Below are 14520 nucleotides of genomic sequence, written 5' to 3'. Positions count from 1 at the left end.
GCAACCCTTGCGGAATATCACCTGCCGTCGGGCTTCGAAAGCCGTGCGGGCGCCTGGGCCGGGAACGGGGTGTCCAGCTCGGCCAGCAGCGGGGCGGCGGCGTCGCGGGCGTTGGTGGTGATCTCGCCGGCCGGCACGATCCAGTCGATGGCCAGGGCCGGATCGTTCCAGCGCAGGGCGCCCTCGGCCTGGGGGGCGTAGTAGGCGGTGACCTTGTAGATCACCTCGCAGTCCTGGCTGAGCGTGCAGTAGCCGTGGGCGAAGCCCTTGGGGACCAGCATCTGCCGGCCGTTGTCGCCCGACAGCTCGGCGGCGACCCAGCGGCCGAAGGTCGGCGAGCCCTCGCGGATATCGACCGCCACGTCCAGGATCGCGCCCTGGATGCAGCGCACCAGCTTGTCCTGAGCGTGGGGCGGCTTCTGGAAATGCAGGCCGCGCAGCAGGCCGCGCCGGGTGGACCGGGCATGGTTGTCCTGCACGAAGGCCCCGCCCGCGAAGCCGGCCTCGTCGAGCGCCGAGGCGCGGAAAGTCTCGGAAAACCAACCCCGCTCGTCGCCATGGCGCGTCGGCGTGATAAGCAGCACGTCGGGAATCGCCATCGGCGTGATTTTCACGAGTCGAACCTTCTTGGAAACGAGTGCGCCACGCATGGCTCGCCCCATCGGCAATGGCAAGAGCGACGCGGCCCCCAATGGCGGGTTGATCAGCGGTGGGCCGATGTTCAGCGTGATCATCGTCTCCTACGAGAGCGGCCCCACCCTGGCGCTGTGCCTGGCGGCGCTGAAGGCCCAGACCTTCACCGATTTCGAGATCCTGCTGGTCGACAACGCCTCGACCGACGGGGCGCCGCAGGCGGCCGCGGCGGCCGACCCGGCGATCCGCTTCCTGCAGCCGGGCGCCAATCTGGGCTTCGCGGCCGGCAACAACCTGGCGGCGCGGCAGGCCAGAGGGCGGTGGCTGGCCCTGCTCAATCCCGACGCCTACGCCAAGCCCGACTGGCTGGAGGCCCTGGCCGCCGGCGCGGCCCGCCATCCGGACGTGCGCTGCTTCACCTCGCTGCAGATGAGCGCCGACGAGCCGGGCCTGATGGACGGGGCGGGCGACGTGATGACCTCGGCCGGCATCCCGTTCCGGGGCGGCTATCGCCGTCGTCGGCCCGCGACCCTGCCCGAAGGCGAGGTGTTTTCGGCCTGCGGGGCGGCCACCCTGATCGACCGCGAACTGTTCCTGGGACTGGGCGGCTTCGACGAGCGGTTCTTCTGCTACTGCGAGGACGTGGACCTGGGCTACCGCTTGCGGCTGGCGGGCGAGGCGACCCTGCTGTTGCCCGAAGCGGTGGTCGAGCATGTGGGCTCGGCCAGCACCGGGGTGGGCTCGGCCTTCTCGGTGTTCCACGGCACCCGCAACCGCATCTGGGTCTTCCTGAAGAACACCCCGCCGCTGCTCCTGTGGCTGACCACGCCGCTGCACGTGGCGGTGACGGCGGGCCTGTTCCTGCTGCACGTGCGCCGGGGCGACGCCCCGCCGGTGGTGCGGGGGATCAAGGCGGCCCTGAAGCGCGAGGCCCTGGCCCCGATCCTGGCCTCGCGGCGCGAGCTGCAGGCCGTCCGCAAGGCCGGCTCGTGGGACATCCTGCGGGCCATGGCCATCGATCCGGTGGCCTTCTTCGGCCGGCGGATCGTCATCCGGAAGTGGAAAGGTCCTCGATCAGCCGGCGCATGAAGGCCGCGCCGCGTTCCATCTGGCTGATCTCGACGAACTCGTCGGGCTGGTGGGCCTGGTCGATGGAGCCTGGGCCGCAGATCACGGTCGAGAAGCCCGCGCCTTGGAACTGGCCGGCCTCGGCGGCGTAGGGCACGACGCGCGGCGGGCCGTTGTCGCCGGCGATCTTGCGGGCGAAGGCCTCGGCCGCGCCGTTCTCCTCGGGAGCGAAGGCGGGAGTCATCGAGCGGGTCTCGACCACCACGCCGCCTTCGGGGGCCTTGGCCTTGATCTGGGCGTCCAGCGTCCGCGCCAAGGCGAAGAAGTCGGCTAGGATGACCTCGGCCTTCAGGCCGGCGGGCATGCGCAGGTCGAAGATGAACACGCATTCGCGGGCCAGGATGTTGACCGCCGTGCCGCCGTTGACCTGGCCGATGGTCAGGGTCGCGCCCTTCGGGGTGAATGGCGAAGCGGGGTCGGCTTCGCGCTCCAGCCGTTCGGACAGCTCCACCAGATGGTTCATCAGCTTGATGGCGACCATGTTGGCCGAGACGCCCAGGTGGGTCAGGCTGGAATGGGCCTCGCGGCCGGTGACCGTGACGCGGAAGCTGGCGATGCCCTTGTGGCCGCGCACGGCGACCATGTCGGTGGGTTCGCCCACCACCACCAGGGCCGGGCGGGGCAGCTCGCTGGCGATCACCGCGATCATGTCCGGCGCGCCCAGGCAGCCGATCTCCTCGTCATAGGAGAAGGCCAGGTGTACGGGGCGGGAAAGCTGGGCCTTGGCCAGGTCCGGCGCGGCGGCCAGGGCCAGGGCCAGGAACCCCTTCATGTCGCAGGTCCCGCGCCCGTAGAGGCGGCCGTCGCGCGGGGTCAGGACGAAGGGGTCGCTGCTCCAGGGCTGGCCGTCGACCGGCACCACGTCGGTATGGCCCGACAGCACCACCCCACCGGGCACGGCCGGGCCGATGCTGGCCATCAGGTTGCTCTTGGTCCCGTCGTGGTTGGGCACCCGCCGCGAGGCCACGCCCAGGTCCGACAGATAGGCCTCGACCCATTCGACCAGGGCCAGGTTCGACAGCCGCGAGGTGGTGTCGAAGGCCACCAGGGTGGAGAGGATGTCGATCGCCCGGCTGGCGAGGACCTCGGAGGACGTGATTTCGGAAACGGACATGGCCCGACCCTAGCCTGCGTCTCGGCGCGCGCCTACCCGGACGCCCATCGGGCATGGCCATGAGGGCGCGCCTGGCGTTCTATGCCTGCACGACAAGCGGAGACGCGCGATGATCGACCTCTACACCTGGACCACGCCCAACGGCCGCAAGGTTCCCATCGCCCTGGAGGAGCTGGGGCTGGACTATCGCGTCCACCCGGTCGACATCGGCCAGAACCAGCAGTTCGCGCCCGACTTCCTGTCGATCTCGCCCAACAACAAGATCCCGGCCATCGTCGATCACGGCGCGCCTGGCGGGCCGCAGTCGGTGTTCGAGAGCGGGGCGATCCTAGTCTATCTGGCCGAGAAGACCGGCAGGCTGCTGGCCCCGTCGGGCCCGGCGCGGGTGGCGGCGCTGGAATGGACCTTCTGGCAGGTCGGGGGCTTGGGTCCCATGGCCGGACAGCTAGGCTATTTCGCCCTGCGCGCGCCCGAGCCCATCGAACTGGCCATCGACCGCTTCGCCGACGAGGTGCGCCGGCTTCTGGGGGTGATGGAGGGGCGGCTGGAGAAGGTCGCCTATCTGGCCGGCGCCGACTATTCGATCGCCGACATCGCGGCCTATCCCTGGACGGTGGCGACGCTGGAGGTGCTGGAGAAGATCCAGCCCGACCGCCCCGGCCTGCCGGCGATCCGCGCCTGGCTCAAGACCCTGGGCGCGCGGCCCGCTGTGGCCAAGGGCATGGTCGTCCTGGAAGGCTAGGTGGCCCCGCCGGCCTTGGGCGCCGGCGCGCTGGCGGGCAGCACGCCCAGCAGCTCGATGCGGAACACCATCACGCTGTTGCCGGGGATCGGGCCGTTGTCGCGGGCGCCGTAGCCCAGCTCCGGCGGCACATAGAGCGTCCACTCGTCGCCCGGCCGCATCCGCACCAGGGCCTCCTTCCAGGCCGGGACCAGGCCCTGCAGCGGGAACGAGGCGGGGACGCCGCGCGCGTAGGAGCTGTCGAACACCGTGCCGTCCAGCAGCTTGCCCTCGTAGTTGACCTTCACCTCGTCATTGGGGTTGGGCTTGACGCCGTTGGCCGGGCCCGAGCGCACGATCTTGTATTGCAGGCCGTCGGGCAGGGTGACCACGCCGGGCTTCTTGCCGTTCTCGGCGAGGAAGGTCTGGGACGCCGCCAGGGTCTCCTGCTGCTTCTTGTTGGGACCGCAGCCGGACAGGGCCAGGGCCGCGCCGAGGGCGACGATGGAGAGGGCGAGGCGGAAGGGGCGGGCCATGGCGGCGAACTCCAGACGACGTTCCGGACCCTGCTAGACCATTTCGCGCCAGGCCGCGCGCCGATTTTCGGCAGTCAGGTCTTTGAGACGGACAGTCACAGAACAGTGGTGGCGCGCGGCGGCGGCGCGCCCTAGAAAACCTCCGCAAGCTGTGACCGCTCACGAGGCCTTCATGAAACCCGTCCGTAAAGCCGTTCTTCCCGTCGCCGGTTTCGGCACCCGGGTCCTGCCCGGCACCAAGACCACGCCGAAGGAACTGCTCAACGTCGTGGACCGGCCGATCCTGTCCTACATCGTCGAAGAGGGCCGCGCGGCGGGCATCGAGCACTTCGTGTTCGTGACCGGCCGCAACAAGGGCGCGATCGAAGACTATTTCGACCACCAGGTCGAGCTGGAGGCGGCCCTGGCCGCCAAGGGCAAGACGGCCATGCTCGAGGAACTGCTGGGCGAGCTGCCCAAGCCCGGCGAGATGAGCTTCGTGCGCCAGATGGCCCCGCTGGGCCTGGGCCACGCGGTGTGGTGCGCCCGCGACATCGTCGGCGACGAGCCCTTCGCGGTGATGCTGCCCGACATGGTGATGTCGGCGGCCAAGCCGGCCCTGGCCCAGGCCATCGAGGCCTACGACCAGAAGGGCGGCAACATCGTGGTGGTCGAGCCGGCCCCGGAAGGCATGGCCCACCAGTACGGCATCGTGGCGCTGGACGGCCAGGACGGCTGCCTGAACCGCATGACGGGCATGGTGGAAAAGCCGCCGAAGGGCACCGAGCCCTCGAACCTGTTCATTTCGGGCCGCTACATCCTGCAGCCGGAAATCTTCGACCTGCTGGAAAAGCAGGGCAAGGGCGCCGGCGGCGAGATCCAGCTGACCGACTCGATGCTGACCCTGCTGGAAAGCCAGGACTTCCACGCCCTGGAATACGAGGGCGACACCTATGACTGCGGCGACAAGATCGGCCTCTTGCGGGCCAATGTGGCCCTGGCGCTGAAGCGTCCGGACCTGGCCGACGCGGCGCGGGCGATGATCCAGGGCCTGCTCTAGGCCCCGGATCGAACGCGAAACAACAGGGCCGGCGAGGGCGACCTCGCCGGCCCTTTTTCGTTTACTGCAGCGGCGTCGTCGAGCTGAACGGCGTGCCGGGGTTGGTGTTATCCCGCACCTGGTTGTTGCCGTACGAGATGATCTGGCCGCCGTTCTCGGCGGTCATGGTGAAGTTGTTGCCGGCGATCACCGAGCTGCCGACGGTCACCACCGACAGGGCGCCGTTGGCGTTGATCCCGTTGGTGCCGTTGCCGGCGGTGGTCGAACGGTTCACCACGATCTTCACCGCCGTACCGGGATTGCTCAGGGCGATGATCCCGCCGTTGGTGTTCTGGGTGAATTCGCTGTCGATGATGTCGATCATCACGCCGGCGGCTGCGGCCGTGGCGCCTTCGCCGCGCACGCCCATCGCGTTGCCGGTCGCGCGGACATTGTTGAGCACGACCTTGGACGAGCCGGTGCCGCCCTGAGGCCGAATGACGATGCCGCCGCTGCCGTTCTTGCTCAGGGTCACGTTGTTGAGGAACAGGTTGCTGGCGGCGGACGGCGAGAAGTCGATGCCGAAACCGGTGTTGTTGCCGATATAGGCGTTCTCGATGGTCAGCGAGCCGCCGGCCAGGAAGCGGACGCCGTTCAGGCCGGTGCCGCCGCCTTGGAAGGCGAGACCGCGCAGCACGACGGCGTCGGTGGCCCCGGCGTTGATGACGACGCCGTTGGTCGAGGAGTTGAGGATGCCGCCGTATTCCGGAGGCATGACGATGGTCATGGCCTTGGTGATGGTCACCGTGCCGAAGCCGCCCGGATCCAGCACGTCGATCTCGCCGCCCGCGGCGGTCTTGGAGATCGCGCCCGCAAAGGTCTTGCACGGGGCGGTGCGGCTGCACGGGTTGACGTCGTCACCCACGCCCGAAACCCAGGTCCTGGTCGCCTGCGCGTGGGCGAGCGTTGAGGCCATCGACAAGGCGGCGAACGCGCCGATAGCGACGAGGGACTTTCTTCCGACGAACATCCTGCATCTCCTGAAAGGGGATTTTTTCGGGGCGCTGTTGGGATTAAATCGCGATGCGCCCTCGTTTTCGCGAGAACGCTGTTACGTGACCTTAATCGGAAGCGTTTGTCGACTGCGGCGCCGGCCAGAAGTTGAGGAAATCGCACGCCATATTGCGCGGATGGCGGACACCGCTATCGTGAAGCTTGGTCTACTCTTTGGTCGAGCTTGTTCTTATGTCGCGATTGTTCTCCTGGATGTTCGACGCCGGCGAACAGCGGATCAGCACCAGGATCGTGGAGCTGGACGCGGTGGTCCGGCGGCTGGAGAGCCGCTTCGAAGCCGAGGCGGCCGCTCGGCGCGACGACCTGGCCCGTCTGTCGGTCCTGGTCGAGCAGGTCGGCTCGGCCCAGAAGGACCAGGCCCAGGCCTTGCAGGAGCGGCTAACGGCGCTGGACGCCCTGGGCCAGGCCGCCAACCGCTGGCTGCAGGTCCAGGATTCCTGGCTGCTGGATCGCGGCAACGGCCGCCGGTTCCCCGTCGCCCGCACCCCCGACGGCCAGTTGCTGGCGCGGCTGGACCGCGACGAGCGTCCGCCGGTGGCGGTGATCTCGATCCCCAAGGCCGGCACCTATCTGGTCGGGCTCCTGCTGGAGCGGCTAGGCTATCGCGACACCGAGCTGCACGTCTCGCCGACCTTCCTGACCGACTACCGGGCGCTGTCGATCGCCGGCAAGCGCGGCGACTATCAGGACCACACCTTCTTCCTGCCGATCCACACCTCGGCCATGCTGGTGGCCGGCGGGCAGTTCGTGGTCGGCCATCTGCCCTATGTGCCTGACGTCCACCGGGCGCTGAACGGCTTCCGCAAGCTGTTCCTGCACCGCAACCTGGTGGACGCCACGGTCTCGCACATGCGGTTCATGGTCGAGACCGGCCGGGCCGGCGACGCCGACTGGACCCGCATGGACGCCTCGCCAGACCAGATGCTGGCCTTCCTGCGCGACAAGGGGGTGGAGCTGTTCGAAGGCAACTACCGGCCGCTGATGGGTTGGCTGGACGATCCGGAGGTGTTCGCTCTCGGGTTCGACATCCTGGCCGACGCCCAGGCCCCCGGCCGGGCCGAGCGCCTGGCCGCCCTGGCGGCCTATCTGGGGACCGACCAGGACCTGGCGGCGCTACTGGACCGCGAGGTGATCGGCCAGCCGACCAAGACCCTGTCCAGCGGCCGCACCCGGGTGGAGCCCTATCTCGACGAGCGGGTGCGCGAGGCGTTCAGGGCCCTGCAGGTCGACGCCTACAACGCGCGCCTGGGCTACGGCCCGATCTAGAGGGGCGGATCAGACCGCGCGGGGCGGGTAGCCCTTCTCGCGCAGGGCGTCCATGACCTCCTGGGTGTGCTGGGCGTCGCGGGTCTCGATGGTGATGTCGAATTCCGCGCCCTTGGCCGGCACGTCCAGGGCCAGGCGGTTGTGGTTGACCTCGATGATGTTGGCGCCCATCGCGCCGATCACGTGCGAGACGGTCGATAGCAGGCCCGGGCGGTCGTCGCCGACGATGCGCAGGGACACCAGTCGCTGGGCGCGCACCAGTTCGCGGGTCAGGACCGAGGCCAGCAGGCGCGTGTCGATATTGCCGCCGCACAGGATCAGGCCGCACTTCTTGCCGCGGAACCGCTCGGGATAGGCCAGCAGGGCGGCCAGCGAGGCCGCCCCGGCGCCCTCGGCGATGGTCTTCTCGACGTTGCAGTACAGCGAGACCGCCTGCTCCAGATGCGGCTCTTCCAGTAGCAGCACGTCGTCGATCAATGGCCGGGCCACGCCGTAGGTCAGGTCGCCCACCTGCTTGACCGCCACGCCCTCGGCAATCGTCTGGCCGCCGCAGTGGGCGGTGACGCCGCGCATCTTGGCGGTGAACGAGGGGTACATGGCCGGCTCGCAACCGACGACGCGGATATTGGGCGAGATGGCTTTGGCGGCCGTGGCCACGCCGCTGATCAGGCCGCCGCCGCCGATCGGCACCGGCAGGATCTCCAGATCCGGCACGTCCTCCAGCATTTCCAGGGCGATGGTGCCCTGGCCAGCCATGATGTCGTAGTCGTCGAACGGGTGGACGAAGGTCAGGTTCTGCTCGGCCTGCAGCTTGCGGGCGTGGGCCGAGGCGTCGTCATAGGTTTCGCCCTCGATGATCACCGTGGCCCCGAAGTCGCGGGTGTGCTGCACCTTCACGAAGGGGGTGGTCTTGGGCATGACGATGGTCACGGGCACGCCGAGGCGCGCGCCGTGATAGGCCAGGCCCTGGGCATGGTTGCCGGCGCTGGCAGCGATGACGCCCCGGGCCTTCTCGACGTCCGACAGCAGCATCAGCTTGTTGAGCGCCCCGCGCTCCTTGTAGGCGGCGGTGAACTGCAGGTTCTCGAACTTCACCCACACCTCCGCGCCGGTGATCTTCGACAGCGTCCTGGAATAGCGGCAGGGCGTGCGCTCGATCTGGCCGGCCAGGCGAGTGGCGGCGGCGCGGATGGCGGTGATGTCGAGAGTCATGGGCGGACCGAACCTTTGCGAGGCCGGGAACCTAGCGATCCGGAACCGTCGCCGCAATCGACTTGGTCCTGTGGGGTCCGAAGGGCGTCGGCGCGGATTTGGCCTTGCTAAACCCATCGGTCAGCGCCATTCGCAAACGAGTCAAAAATTCGCCTGGATGAAACCATGGTCCAAGTTCCGTACGCCGCCGTTCGTCGCTGGATGTTCGACGAGGCGTTGCCGTTCTGGGCCGAGGCGGGGGTCGACCGGGTCGACGGCGGCTATGTGGAGCAGCTGGACTTCGAGGGCCGCGACGCGGGCGTGGACTTCAAGCGCGTGCGGGTCACCTGCCGCCAGATCTACGTTTTCTCCCATGCCGCCACCTTGGGCTGGGCCCCGGGCCTGGAGTTGGCCCGCCACGGCTATGACTTCCTGACGCAAAAGGCGTGGCTGGGTCCCGAGGGCGGCTGGGCGCGGACCCTGACCCGCCAGGGCGCGGTGCGCGACACGACGCCCGACCTCTACGACATCGCCTTCGCCATGTTCGCCCTGGGCTGGTACGGCCGCGCCTCGGGCGAGACCGCGCCCAAGGCCCTGGCGCTGCAGACCCTGGACTTCCTTGAGGCTCAGATGCGCCCGGCCAACGGCCTGGGCTTCCTGCACGAAAAGCCCGCCCAGGGCTCGCGCCTGCAGAACCCGCACATGCACCTGCTGGAAGCCGCCCTGGTCTGCCAGGAGACCTGGCCCGATCCGCGCTTCGAGGCCCTGGCGCGCGAGCTGGTCGACCTCTTCTCGACCCGGCTGTTCAATCCCGAAACCGGCACGCTGTCGGAATATTTCACCGACGACTGGTCGCGCGAGCCGGGCGAGCGCGGGCGGATCACCGAGCCGGGCCACCAGCTGGAATGGGCCTGGATCCTGGCCAACGCCCAGCGTCTGCTGGGCGTGGACGCCAAGGCGATCATCCAGGCCCTGGTCGGCTCGGCCGAGCGCCACGGCGTCGATCCGGCCAGCCACGCCACCTATAACGAGGTGCGCGACGACGGCGCGCCGATCAACCGTGGCTCGCGCAGCTGGCCCAACACCGAGCGGATCAAGGCCCACGTGGCCCTGTTCGAGACCTTCGGGACCGATCCTTCGGCGGCCGTGGCGGACTCCGCCGACCTGCTGCTGGACCGCTACCTGGCCACCCCGGTGCGCGGGCTGTGGATCGACCAGTTCGACGCCGATGGTCGTCCGACCTCGACCACCGTGCCGGCCTCGACGCTCTATCACGTGTTCCTGGCCTTCGCCGAACTGCTGCGGCTTGAGGGGAAGGTCTAGGCGTTCCGCTTCGGCAACGCCGCCAGGGCCTGCGCGATCACCGTGTCCAGGTCGCCGCCCGCATAGCGCACGCCGCGGACGCCGGCCGCGGCGGCCGCCTGCACGTCGGTGGGCTGGTCGCCGATCATCAGGCTGGCGGACGGATCGACGTCCCAGGTCTTGATCAGGTCGTGCAGCATGCCCGGCTCGGGCTTGCGGTGGGTGCAGCCGCCCTCGGTGAAGTCTGGGTGGTGGGGACAGTAGGACCAGTCGTCGATATGGGCGCCGGCCGCCTTGAACCGGGCTTGCATCCAGGCGTGCAGCTCGCGAATCTGCTCCTCGCCGTAATAGCCGCGCGCCACCCCGGCCTGGTTGGTGACCACAAAGGCCAGCAGGCCCGCGTCGTTGACGCGCTTGATCGCCTTGATGGCCCCGGGGACCCATTCGATCTGGTCGGGGCGGTGGGCGTAGCCGACATCGACGTTCAGCGTGCCGTCGCGGTCGAAGAACACCGCGCCTCGGCGGGCCACCGACGGCACGAAGCTCTGCGCCTCGCTGAACGAGTCCGGCACGCCGATGTCGATGAACGGACGGTCGTAGACCCGGCCCTCCAACCGCCCCTCGGCGGCCAGCCCCGGAAAGACGTCCTGCTCCAGCGACATCGGCTTGCGGTCGATGCGGTCCAGGATCTCGCGGCGCATCCAGTAGACGCCGCCGTTGATCACGCCGGGCGTGGCGTCATTGGACTTCTCGCTGAAGCCGACCACCTTGTCGCCGTCCAGGGTGACGCGGCCGTAGCGGCCGGCGTCGTCCACCTGGCGCAGGGCGGCGCGGGCGACCACGCCGTCGGCCAGGGGCTGGCACAGGTCCAGCAGGTTGATGTCCAGCAGGGAGTCGCCGTTCATCAGCAGGAACGTCTCGTCCAGCAGGTCGGCGGCGTAGGTCAGGGCCCCGGCGGTGCCGGCCGGCTCGGGCTCGATCACGTGGCGGATCGTCAGGCCGAACGCGGAACCATCGCCCAGCACCGCCTCCAGCTGCTCGCCCTTGTAGCCGCCCAGCATCACCGCCTCGGTGAAGCCGTGGCGGGCCACTTCGCGCAGCAGCCAGGCCAGGAACGGCCGCCCGCCCACGGGCAGCAGCGGCTTGGGCGTGGCCTGGGTCAGGGCGCCCAGCCGCGTGCCGAGCCCCCCCACCAGGAAGACGCACTGGCGCGGGAACTGGGCGGAGGGTTCGGCGGAGGACATGAGGGTTCGAAACCTACAGGGCGTCGGCGTATTCGCGCTCGATCAGCCGGCGAAGGCCTTCCTCGAGCGACAGCTTGGGCTTCCAGCCGGTGGCGTCCAGGAAGCGCGACGAATCCAGCAGCTTGAAGGCCGCGCCGCTGAAGCTGTTGGCCTCGCTGACCGCCGGCACGTCCCAGTTCAGGGCGCGCAGGGCGGCGGCGGCCACCTCGCCCACCGTGGCCGGGGTGTTGGCGGCGGTGTTCAGGATCGTGTTATCGAAGGCCTCGTTGGCGGCCAGGATCGCGTCGATCTGGTCGTCGACATACAGCACCTCGCGCACGGTGTTGGGATCACCCCAAACCGGGAACTCGGTCTTGCCGGCCTTCTTGTCGTTGGCGGCGCGCTCGACCACGGCGCCCACGAAGTGGCTGCGGTCGGGGGCCTTGTGGTCCTCGGGGCCGTACATGGTGGCCAGGATGCAGTGCAGCTGGTGCAGGCCGTACTGGTCGGCATAGGTCGAGGCGCCCATGGCCAGCACCTGCTTGCCGACCGCGTACCCCTTGACCGAGGGGTGGGCGTGGCCGGTCATGAACAGGTCTTCCGACAGCGGCCGGTCCAGCTCCGGATAGGCGCAGGAGCTGCCGGTCGAGACCAGCTTGGCCCTCGGCTGGCGCAGACGCCAGGCCTCCAGCACGTTGAGGTGCGTGCGGCAATTGACGGCCAGCAGCTCGCCCTGGATGCCGTACTGTACCTGGCCGGTGCGCTGGCGGGTGACGACGTGGAAGATCACGTCGCTGTCGGGGGCGGCGGCGAAGGCGGCGTCCGCAATGCCGGGCTGCGACAGGTCGCCGGCCGCCTTGCCAATGCCGTGCACGCTCCAGCCGCCCAGTTCGTTCAGGCGGCGGGTGAGGTTCTTTCCGAGAAAGCCGTCCGAGCCGAGGATGATCGCCTTACGCATCGGCCAGGGCCTTCCGGTACCAGTCGGTGGTGACCTTCAGCCCCTGTTCCAGGGACGTGAAGGCCTCGATGCCGAACGCCTCGCGCACGCGGTCGGCGCTGGAGCGGCGGGCCCGCACGGCAGCCGGGGCGAACTCGGCGTCCAGCTTCAGGGCCTTGCCCGTGCCCGCCGTCTCGATGGCCAGCTGGGCCAGGTTGCGCAGGGTCGTGGTCTGGCCGCTGCACAGGTTGTAGGTCTCGGTCCGGCCGCGCCAGTCCAGCGACTTGAGGAACACGTCCACCACGTCGTCGACGAAGATGAAGTCGCGCTCGACGTCGGGATCGCCCTGCAGGGCGAAGCTGTCGCCGGGGGCCAGGGCGCGCATCACGAAGGCCGGGGCCACGTGGGCGGCCTTGGTGTCGATCGAGTCGAACGGGCCGTAGGGATTGCTCAGGCGGAAGGCCACCGTCGCGATGCCGTAGCGCTCGGAGAACAGGTCGGCGGCGATCTCGGCCCAGCGCTTGGACCAGGCGTAGAACGCCTCGTTGCGATGGGGCGGGGCGTTGAGGTCGACCGGGACGGCGTCGTCCATGATCGGCAGGCCGGCCTGGTAGACCGCCACGCTGCTGGCCATCCGCACTTCCTTGATCCCGCGCGCGGCGCAGAAGGCGAAGACGCGGTCGGTCAGCTCGACATTGGCCGAGAGGATGTCGCTCTGGGCCATTTCGAAGCGCGAGGCGTCGTAGCGCTGGGCGGCCACGTGGACGACGATGGCGTCGTCCAGCGGGATTTCGGCGGTGTCGAGGTCAGCCATGGCCACCCCGCGCGCCGCGCCGGGCGGGCAGGCGCCCGAGCGGCTGACGGCGGTGACGTCGTCGCCGCGCGCCGCCAGGGCCGCCAGGATGTTGCGGCCCACGAAGCCCGTGGCGCCGAACAGGACGATGTTGCGCGGCATCCTAAGCGTCCGCCGGCTCGGGCAGGTCCTGCTTGGTGTAGACGCGCAGCTCGGGCACCGGGACGATGAACTCGCCGCCGGCGGTCAGGTAGTCGCGCTCCTTCAGCAGGAACTCGTCCAGGAAGTTCCACGACAGCACCAGATAGGCGTCGGGACGCGGCACGGTGGCCTCGTCGACGATCGGGATGCGCACGCCCGGGATCATGTGGTTGAACTTCAGCGGGCTCTTCTCGACCGCCAGCTCGACCAGGTCCGAACCGATGCCGAACGAGTTGAGCAGGGTCGCCCCCTTGGCCGGCGCGCCGTAGCAATAGACGCTCTTGCCTTGCTCGGCATAGGTCTTCAGCAGGCCCACCAGGTCGTCGCGCAGGCGCCAGACATTGTCGGCGAAGCGCTTGTAGGTTTCCAGCTCGCCATAGCCCTTGGCCTCTTCGTCGCGGGCCATGGCCTTGACCGACTCGCCCACCGGGCGGTGGCCCTTGTGGCCGACATGGGCCTCCAGCGAGCCGCCGTGCACCGACACCACCGAGATGTCGAACACCTCCAGGCCGTGGCGGCCCAGCAGCTCCTGCAGGGACTTCAGCGTGTAGTAGCAGAGGTGCTCGTGATAGATCTGGTCGAAGGCGGTGTTCTCGATCATGCCGCCCAGATAGATGGCCTGGACGCAGAACACGCCGTCGTCCGACAGCAGGGCCTTGATGCCGTCGCAGACGCTGTGCAGCTCTTCCAGGTGGAAGAACACGCCGGCGGCGGTGACCAGGTCGGCCTTGCCTTCCTGGGCCAGGATGTCCTGGGCGGTTTCGAGGTTGAAGAACCGGTTCCAGGTGCGCACGCCGGCGGCGTTGGCCATTTCGGCCACGTTCGAGGCGGGCTCGACGCCCAGCACGCGCAGGCCGAACGGCGCGTATTGCTTCAGCCAGGTGCCGTCGTTGGAGCCGATGTCGACCACCAGGCTGTCGGACCCGAAGCCGTAGCCCTCGACCAGGCGCTTGGAGGTCGCGGCGAAGTGGCTGGGCAGGGTCTTGGTGGTGCCCGAGACGTACGGATAGTTGGAGAACATGCTCTCCTTGGGGATGGTGTAGTCGATCTGCACCATCGTGCACGCGCGGCAGAAGCCGGCGCGCAGGGGGAAGCGGGGTTCTTGCTTGTCGGCCAGCTCGGGCGGGATCAGGCGGTTGCAGTGGGGCTGATCGCTGAGGTCGAGAAAGAGTTCGACGTCGCGCGCGCCGCAGCAGCGGCAGTTCATGTCAAGGGTGTCGCCAGGACGCATCAGAATATCCGACTCCTCGTTTCGCCCCGAAAATCGGCCAGAGCACGGGTCCCTGTCTGTCTGAGGTTGTTCGGATATTCAAGCCCATAGCCCCTTCTCGGCTATCGGCTGAACGCCGCCGGGTTGTTATGAGGGAAACTCGAGGCGAATAT

Annotated in this window: 14 protein-coding genes; 5 read left to right on the top strand and 9 right to left on the bottom strand. The window is 68.9% G+C overall.

What is annotated here, in order from left to right; genetic code table 11:
* Positions 1-17: 17 nt before the first annotated feature.
* Positions 18-614: a dTDP-4-dehydrorhamnose 3,5-epimerase gene (gene rfbC, locus AC07OA_RS05385; protein ID WP_494662729.1), complete on the bottom strand. Its 597-nt coding sequence runs from the start codon at positions 612-614 to the stop codon at positions 18-20.
* Positions 615-717: 103 nt separating this feature from the next.
* Here rfbC and AC07OA_RS05380 point away from each other — a divergent pair, with 103 nt between their 5' ends.
* Positions 718-1722, top strand: a complete 1005-nt coding sequence (locus AC07OA_RS05380) for a glycosyltransferase family 2 protein (protein WP_494662925.1) — start codon at positions 718-720, stop codon at positions 1720-1722.
* Here AC07OA_RS05380 and argE read toward each other — a convergent pair.
* Complete coding sequence (gene argE, locus AC07OA_RS05375) at positions 1682-2875, bottom strand: acetylornithine deacetylase (protein WP_494662728.1); 1194 nt, start codon at positions 2873-2875, stop codon at positions 1682-1684. The two genes, AC07OA_RS05380 and argE, sit on opposite strands and share 41 nt — an antisense overlap.
* A gap of 109 nt (positions 2876-2984) precedes the next feature.
* Between argE and AC07OA_RS05370 the strand changes: the two genes are divergently transcribed.
* Positions 2985-3617, top strand: a complete 633-nt coding sequence (locus tag AC07OA_RS05370; RefSeq protein ID WP_494662727.1) for a glutathione S-transferase N-terminal domain-containing protein — start codon at positions 2985-2987, stop codon at positions 3615-3617.
* Here the strand turns inward: AC07OA_RS05370 and AC07OA_RS05365 are convergent.
* A complete protein-coding gene (locus AC07OA_RS05365) occupies positions 3614-4132 on the bottom strand; it encodes an FKBP-type peptidyl-prolyl cis-trans isomerase (RefSeq protein WP_494662726.1) in 519 nt (172 codons plus the stop codon). The genes AC07OA_RS05370 and AC07OA_RS05365 overlap by 4 nt on opposite strands.
* A gap of 172 nt (positions 4133-4304) precedes the next feature.
* Between AC07OA_RS05365 and AC07OA_RS05360 the strand changes: the two genes are divergently transcribed.
* Positions 4305-5171 carry a UTP--glucose-1-phosphate uridylyltransferase gene (locus tag AC07OA_RS05360; RefSeq protein WP_494662725.1) on the top strand — a complete coding sequence of 289 codons (867 nt, stop codon included), beginning with the start codon at positions 4305-4307 and terminating at the stop codon, positions 5169-5171.
* A 61-nt stretch (positions 5172-5232) separates the two neighbouring features.
* On the opposite strand, the gene AC07OA_RS05355 is transcribed toward AC07OA_RS05360, so the two are convergent.
* A complete protein-coding gene (locus AC07OA_RS05355; RefSeq protein WP_494662724.1) occupies positions 5233-6180 on the bottom strand; it encodes a right-handed parallel beta-helix repeat-containing protein in 948 nt (315 codons plus the stop codon).
* Positions 6181-6395: 215 nt separating this feature from the next.
* On the opposite strand from AC07OA_RS05355, the gene AC07OA_RS05350 reads away from it, so the two are divergent.
* A complete protein-coding gene (locus tag AC07OA_RS05350; protein WP_494662723.1) occupies positions 6396-7490 on the top strand; it encodes a hypothetical protein in 1095 nt (364 codons plus the stop codon).
* 9 nt (positions 7491-7499) lie between these two features.
* Here AC07OA_RS05350 and AC07OA_RS05345 read toward each other — a convergent pair whose 3' ends face one another.
* Positions 7500-8702: a threonine ammonia-lyase gene (locus tag AC07OA_RS05345; protein ID WP_494662722.1), complete on the bottom strand. Its 1203-nt coding sequence runs from the start codon at positions 8700-8702 to the stop codon at positions 7500-7502.
* Positions 8703-8867: 165 nt separating this feature from the next.
* Between AC07OA_RS05345 and AC07OA_RS05340 the strand changes: the two genes are divergently transcribed.
* A complete protein-coding gene (locus AC07OA_RS05340) occupies positions 8868-10004 on the top strand; it encodes an AGE family epimerase/isomerase (protein WP_494662721.1) in 1137 nt (378 codons plus the stop codon).
* On the opposite strand, the gene AC07OA_RS05335 is transcribed toward AC07OA_RS05340, so the two are convergent.
* From AC07OA_RS05335 to AC07OA_RS05320, 4 genes are read right to left on the bottom strand one after another with little or no spacing between them, the layout of a single operon-like run.
* Positions 10001-11227 (bottom strand): HAD-IIIA family hydrolase, encoded by a 1227-nt coding sequence (locus AC07OA_RS05335; RefSeq protein WP_494662720.1) that lies wholly within the window; start codon positions 11225-11227, stop codon positions 10001-10003. The two genes, AC07OA_RS05340 and AC07OA_RS05335, sit on opposite strands and share 4 nt — an antisense overlap.
* Positions 11228-11240: 13 nt before the next feature.
* Positions 11241-12164: an NAD-dependent epimerase/dehydratase family protein gene (locus tag AC07OA_RS05330; protein WP_494662719.1), complete on the bottom strand. Its 924-nt coding sequence runs from the start codon at positions 12162-12164 to the stop codon at positions 11241-11243.
* Positions 12157-13098 carry an NAD-dependent epimerase/dehydratase family protein gene (locus AC07OA_RS05325; protein WP_494662718.1) on the bottom strand — a complete coding sequence of 314 codons (942 nt, stop codon included), beginning with the start codon at positions 13096-13098 and terminating at the stop codon, positions 12157-12159. Before AC07OA_RS05325 ends, AC07OA_RS05330 begins: the two co-directional genes overlap by 8 nt.
* Before the next feature lies 1 nt (position 13099).
* Positions 13100-14368: a class I SAM-dependent methyltransferase gene (locus AC07OA_RS05320; RefSeq protein WP_494662717.1), complete on the bottom strand. Its 1269-nt coding sequence runs from the start codon at positions 14366-14368 to the stop codon at positions 13100-13102.
* Between the last annotated feature and the right edge of the window lie 152 nt (positions 14369-14520).

The organism is Caulobacter sp. GW821-FHT09B08, from assembly GCF_059418225.1.
The sequence above is the reverse complement of the archived record's forward strand: the minus strand, read 5'-3'. Positions and strand labels throughout refer to the sequence as shown.

Bases quoted from the DNA above. Each gene is read 5' to 3' on its own strand.
- AC07OA_RS05320 (WP_494662717.1), bottom strand. From the start codon at position 14,368: ATGCGTCCTGGCGACACCCTTGACATGAACTGCCGCTGCTGCGGCGCG.
- AC07OA_RS05330 (WP_494662719.1), bottom strand. From the start codon at position 12,164: ATGCGTAAGGCGATCATCCTCGGCTCGGACGGCTTTCTCGGAAAGAAC.
- argE (WP_494662728.1), bottom strand. From the start codon at position 2,875: ATGTCCGTTTCCGAAATCACGTCCTCCGAGGTCCTCGCCAGCCGGGCG.
- AC07OA_RS05345 (WP_494662722.1), bottom strand. From the start codon at position 8,702: ATGACTCTCGACATCACCGCCATCCGCGCCGCCGCCACTCGCCTGGCC.
- AC07OA_RS05340 (WP_494662721.1), top strand. From the start codon at position 8,868: ATGGTCCAAGTTCCGTACGCCGCCGTTCGTCGCTGGATGTTCGACGAG.
- AC07OA_RS05360 (WP_494662725.1), top strand. From the start codon at position 4,305: ATGAAACCCGTCCGTAAAGCCGTTCTTCCCGTCGCCGGTTTCGGCACC.
- AC07OA_RS05365 (WP_494662726.1), bottom strand. From the start codon at position 4,132: ATGGCCCGCCCCTTCCGCCTCGCCCTCTCCATCGTCGCCCTCGGCGCG.
- AC07OA_RS05355 (WP_494662724.1), bottom strand. From the start codon at position 6,180: ATGTTCGTCGGAAGAAAGTCCCTCGTCGCTATCGGCGCGTTCGCCGCC.
- AC07OA_RS05350 (WP_494662723.1), top strand. From the start codon at position 6,396: ATGTCGCGATTGTTCTCCTGGATGTTCGACGCCGGCGAACAGCGGATC.
- AC07OA_RS05335 (WP_494662720.1), bottom strand. From the start codon at position 11,227: ATGTCCTCCGCCGAACCCTCCGCCCAGTTCCCGCGCCAGTGCGTCTTC.
- AC07OA_RS05370 (WP_494662727.1), top strand. From the start codon at position 2,985: ATGATCGACCTCTACACCTGGACCACGCCCAACGGCCGCAAGGTTCCC.
- AC07OA_RS05325 (WP_494662718.1), bottom strand. From the start codon at position 13,098: ATGCCGCGCAACATCGTCCTGTTCGGCGCCACGGGCTTCGTGGGCCGC.
- AC07OA_RS05380 (WP_494662925.1), top strand. From the start codon at position 718: ATGTTCAGCGTGATCATCGTCTCCTACGAGAGCGGCCCCACCCTGGCG.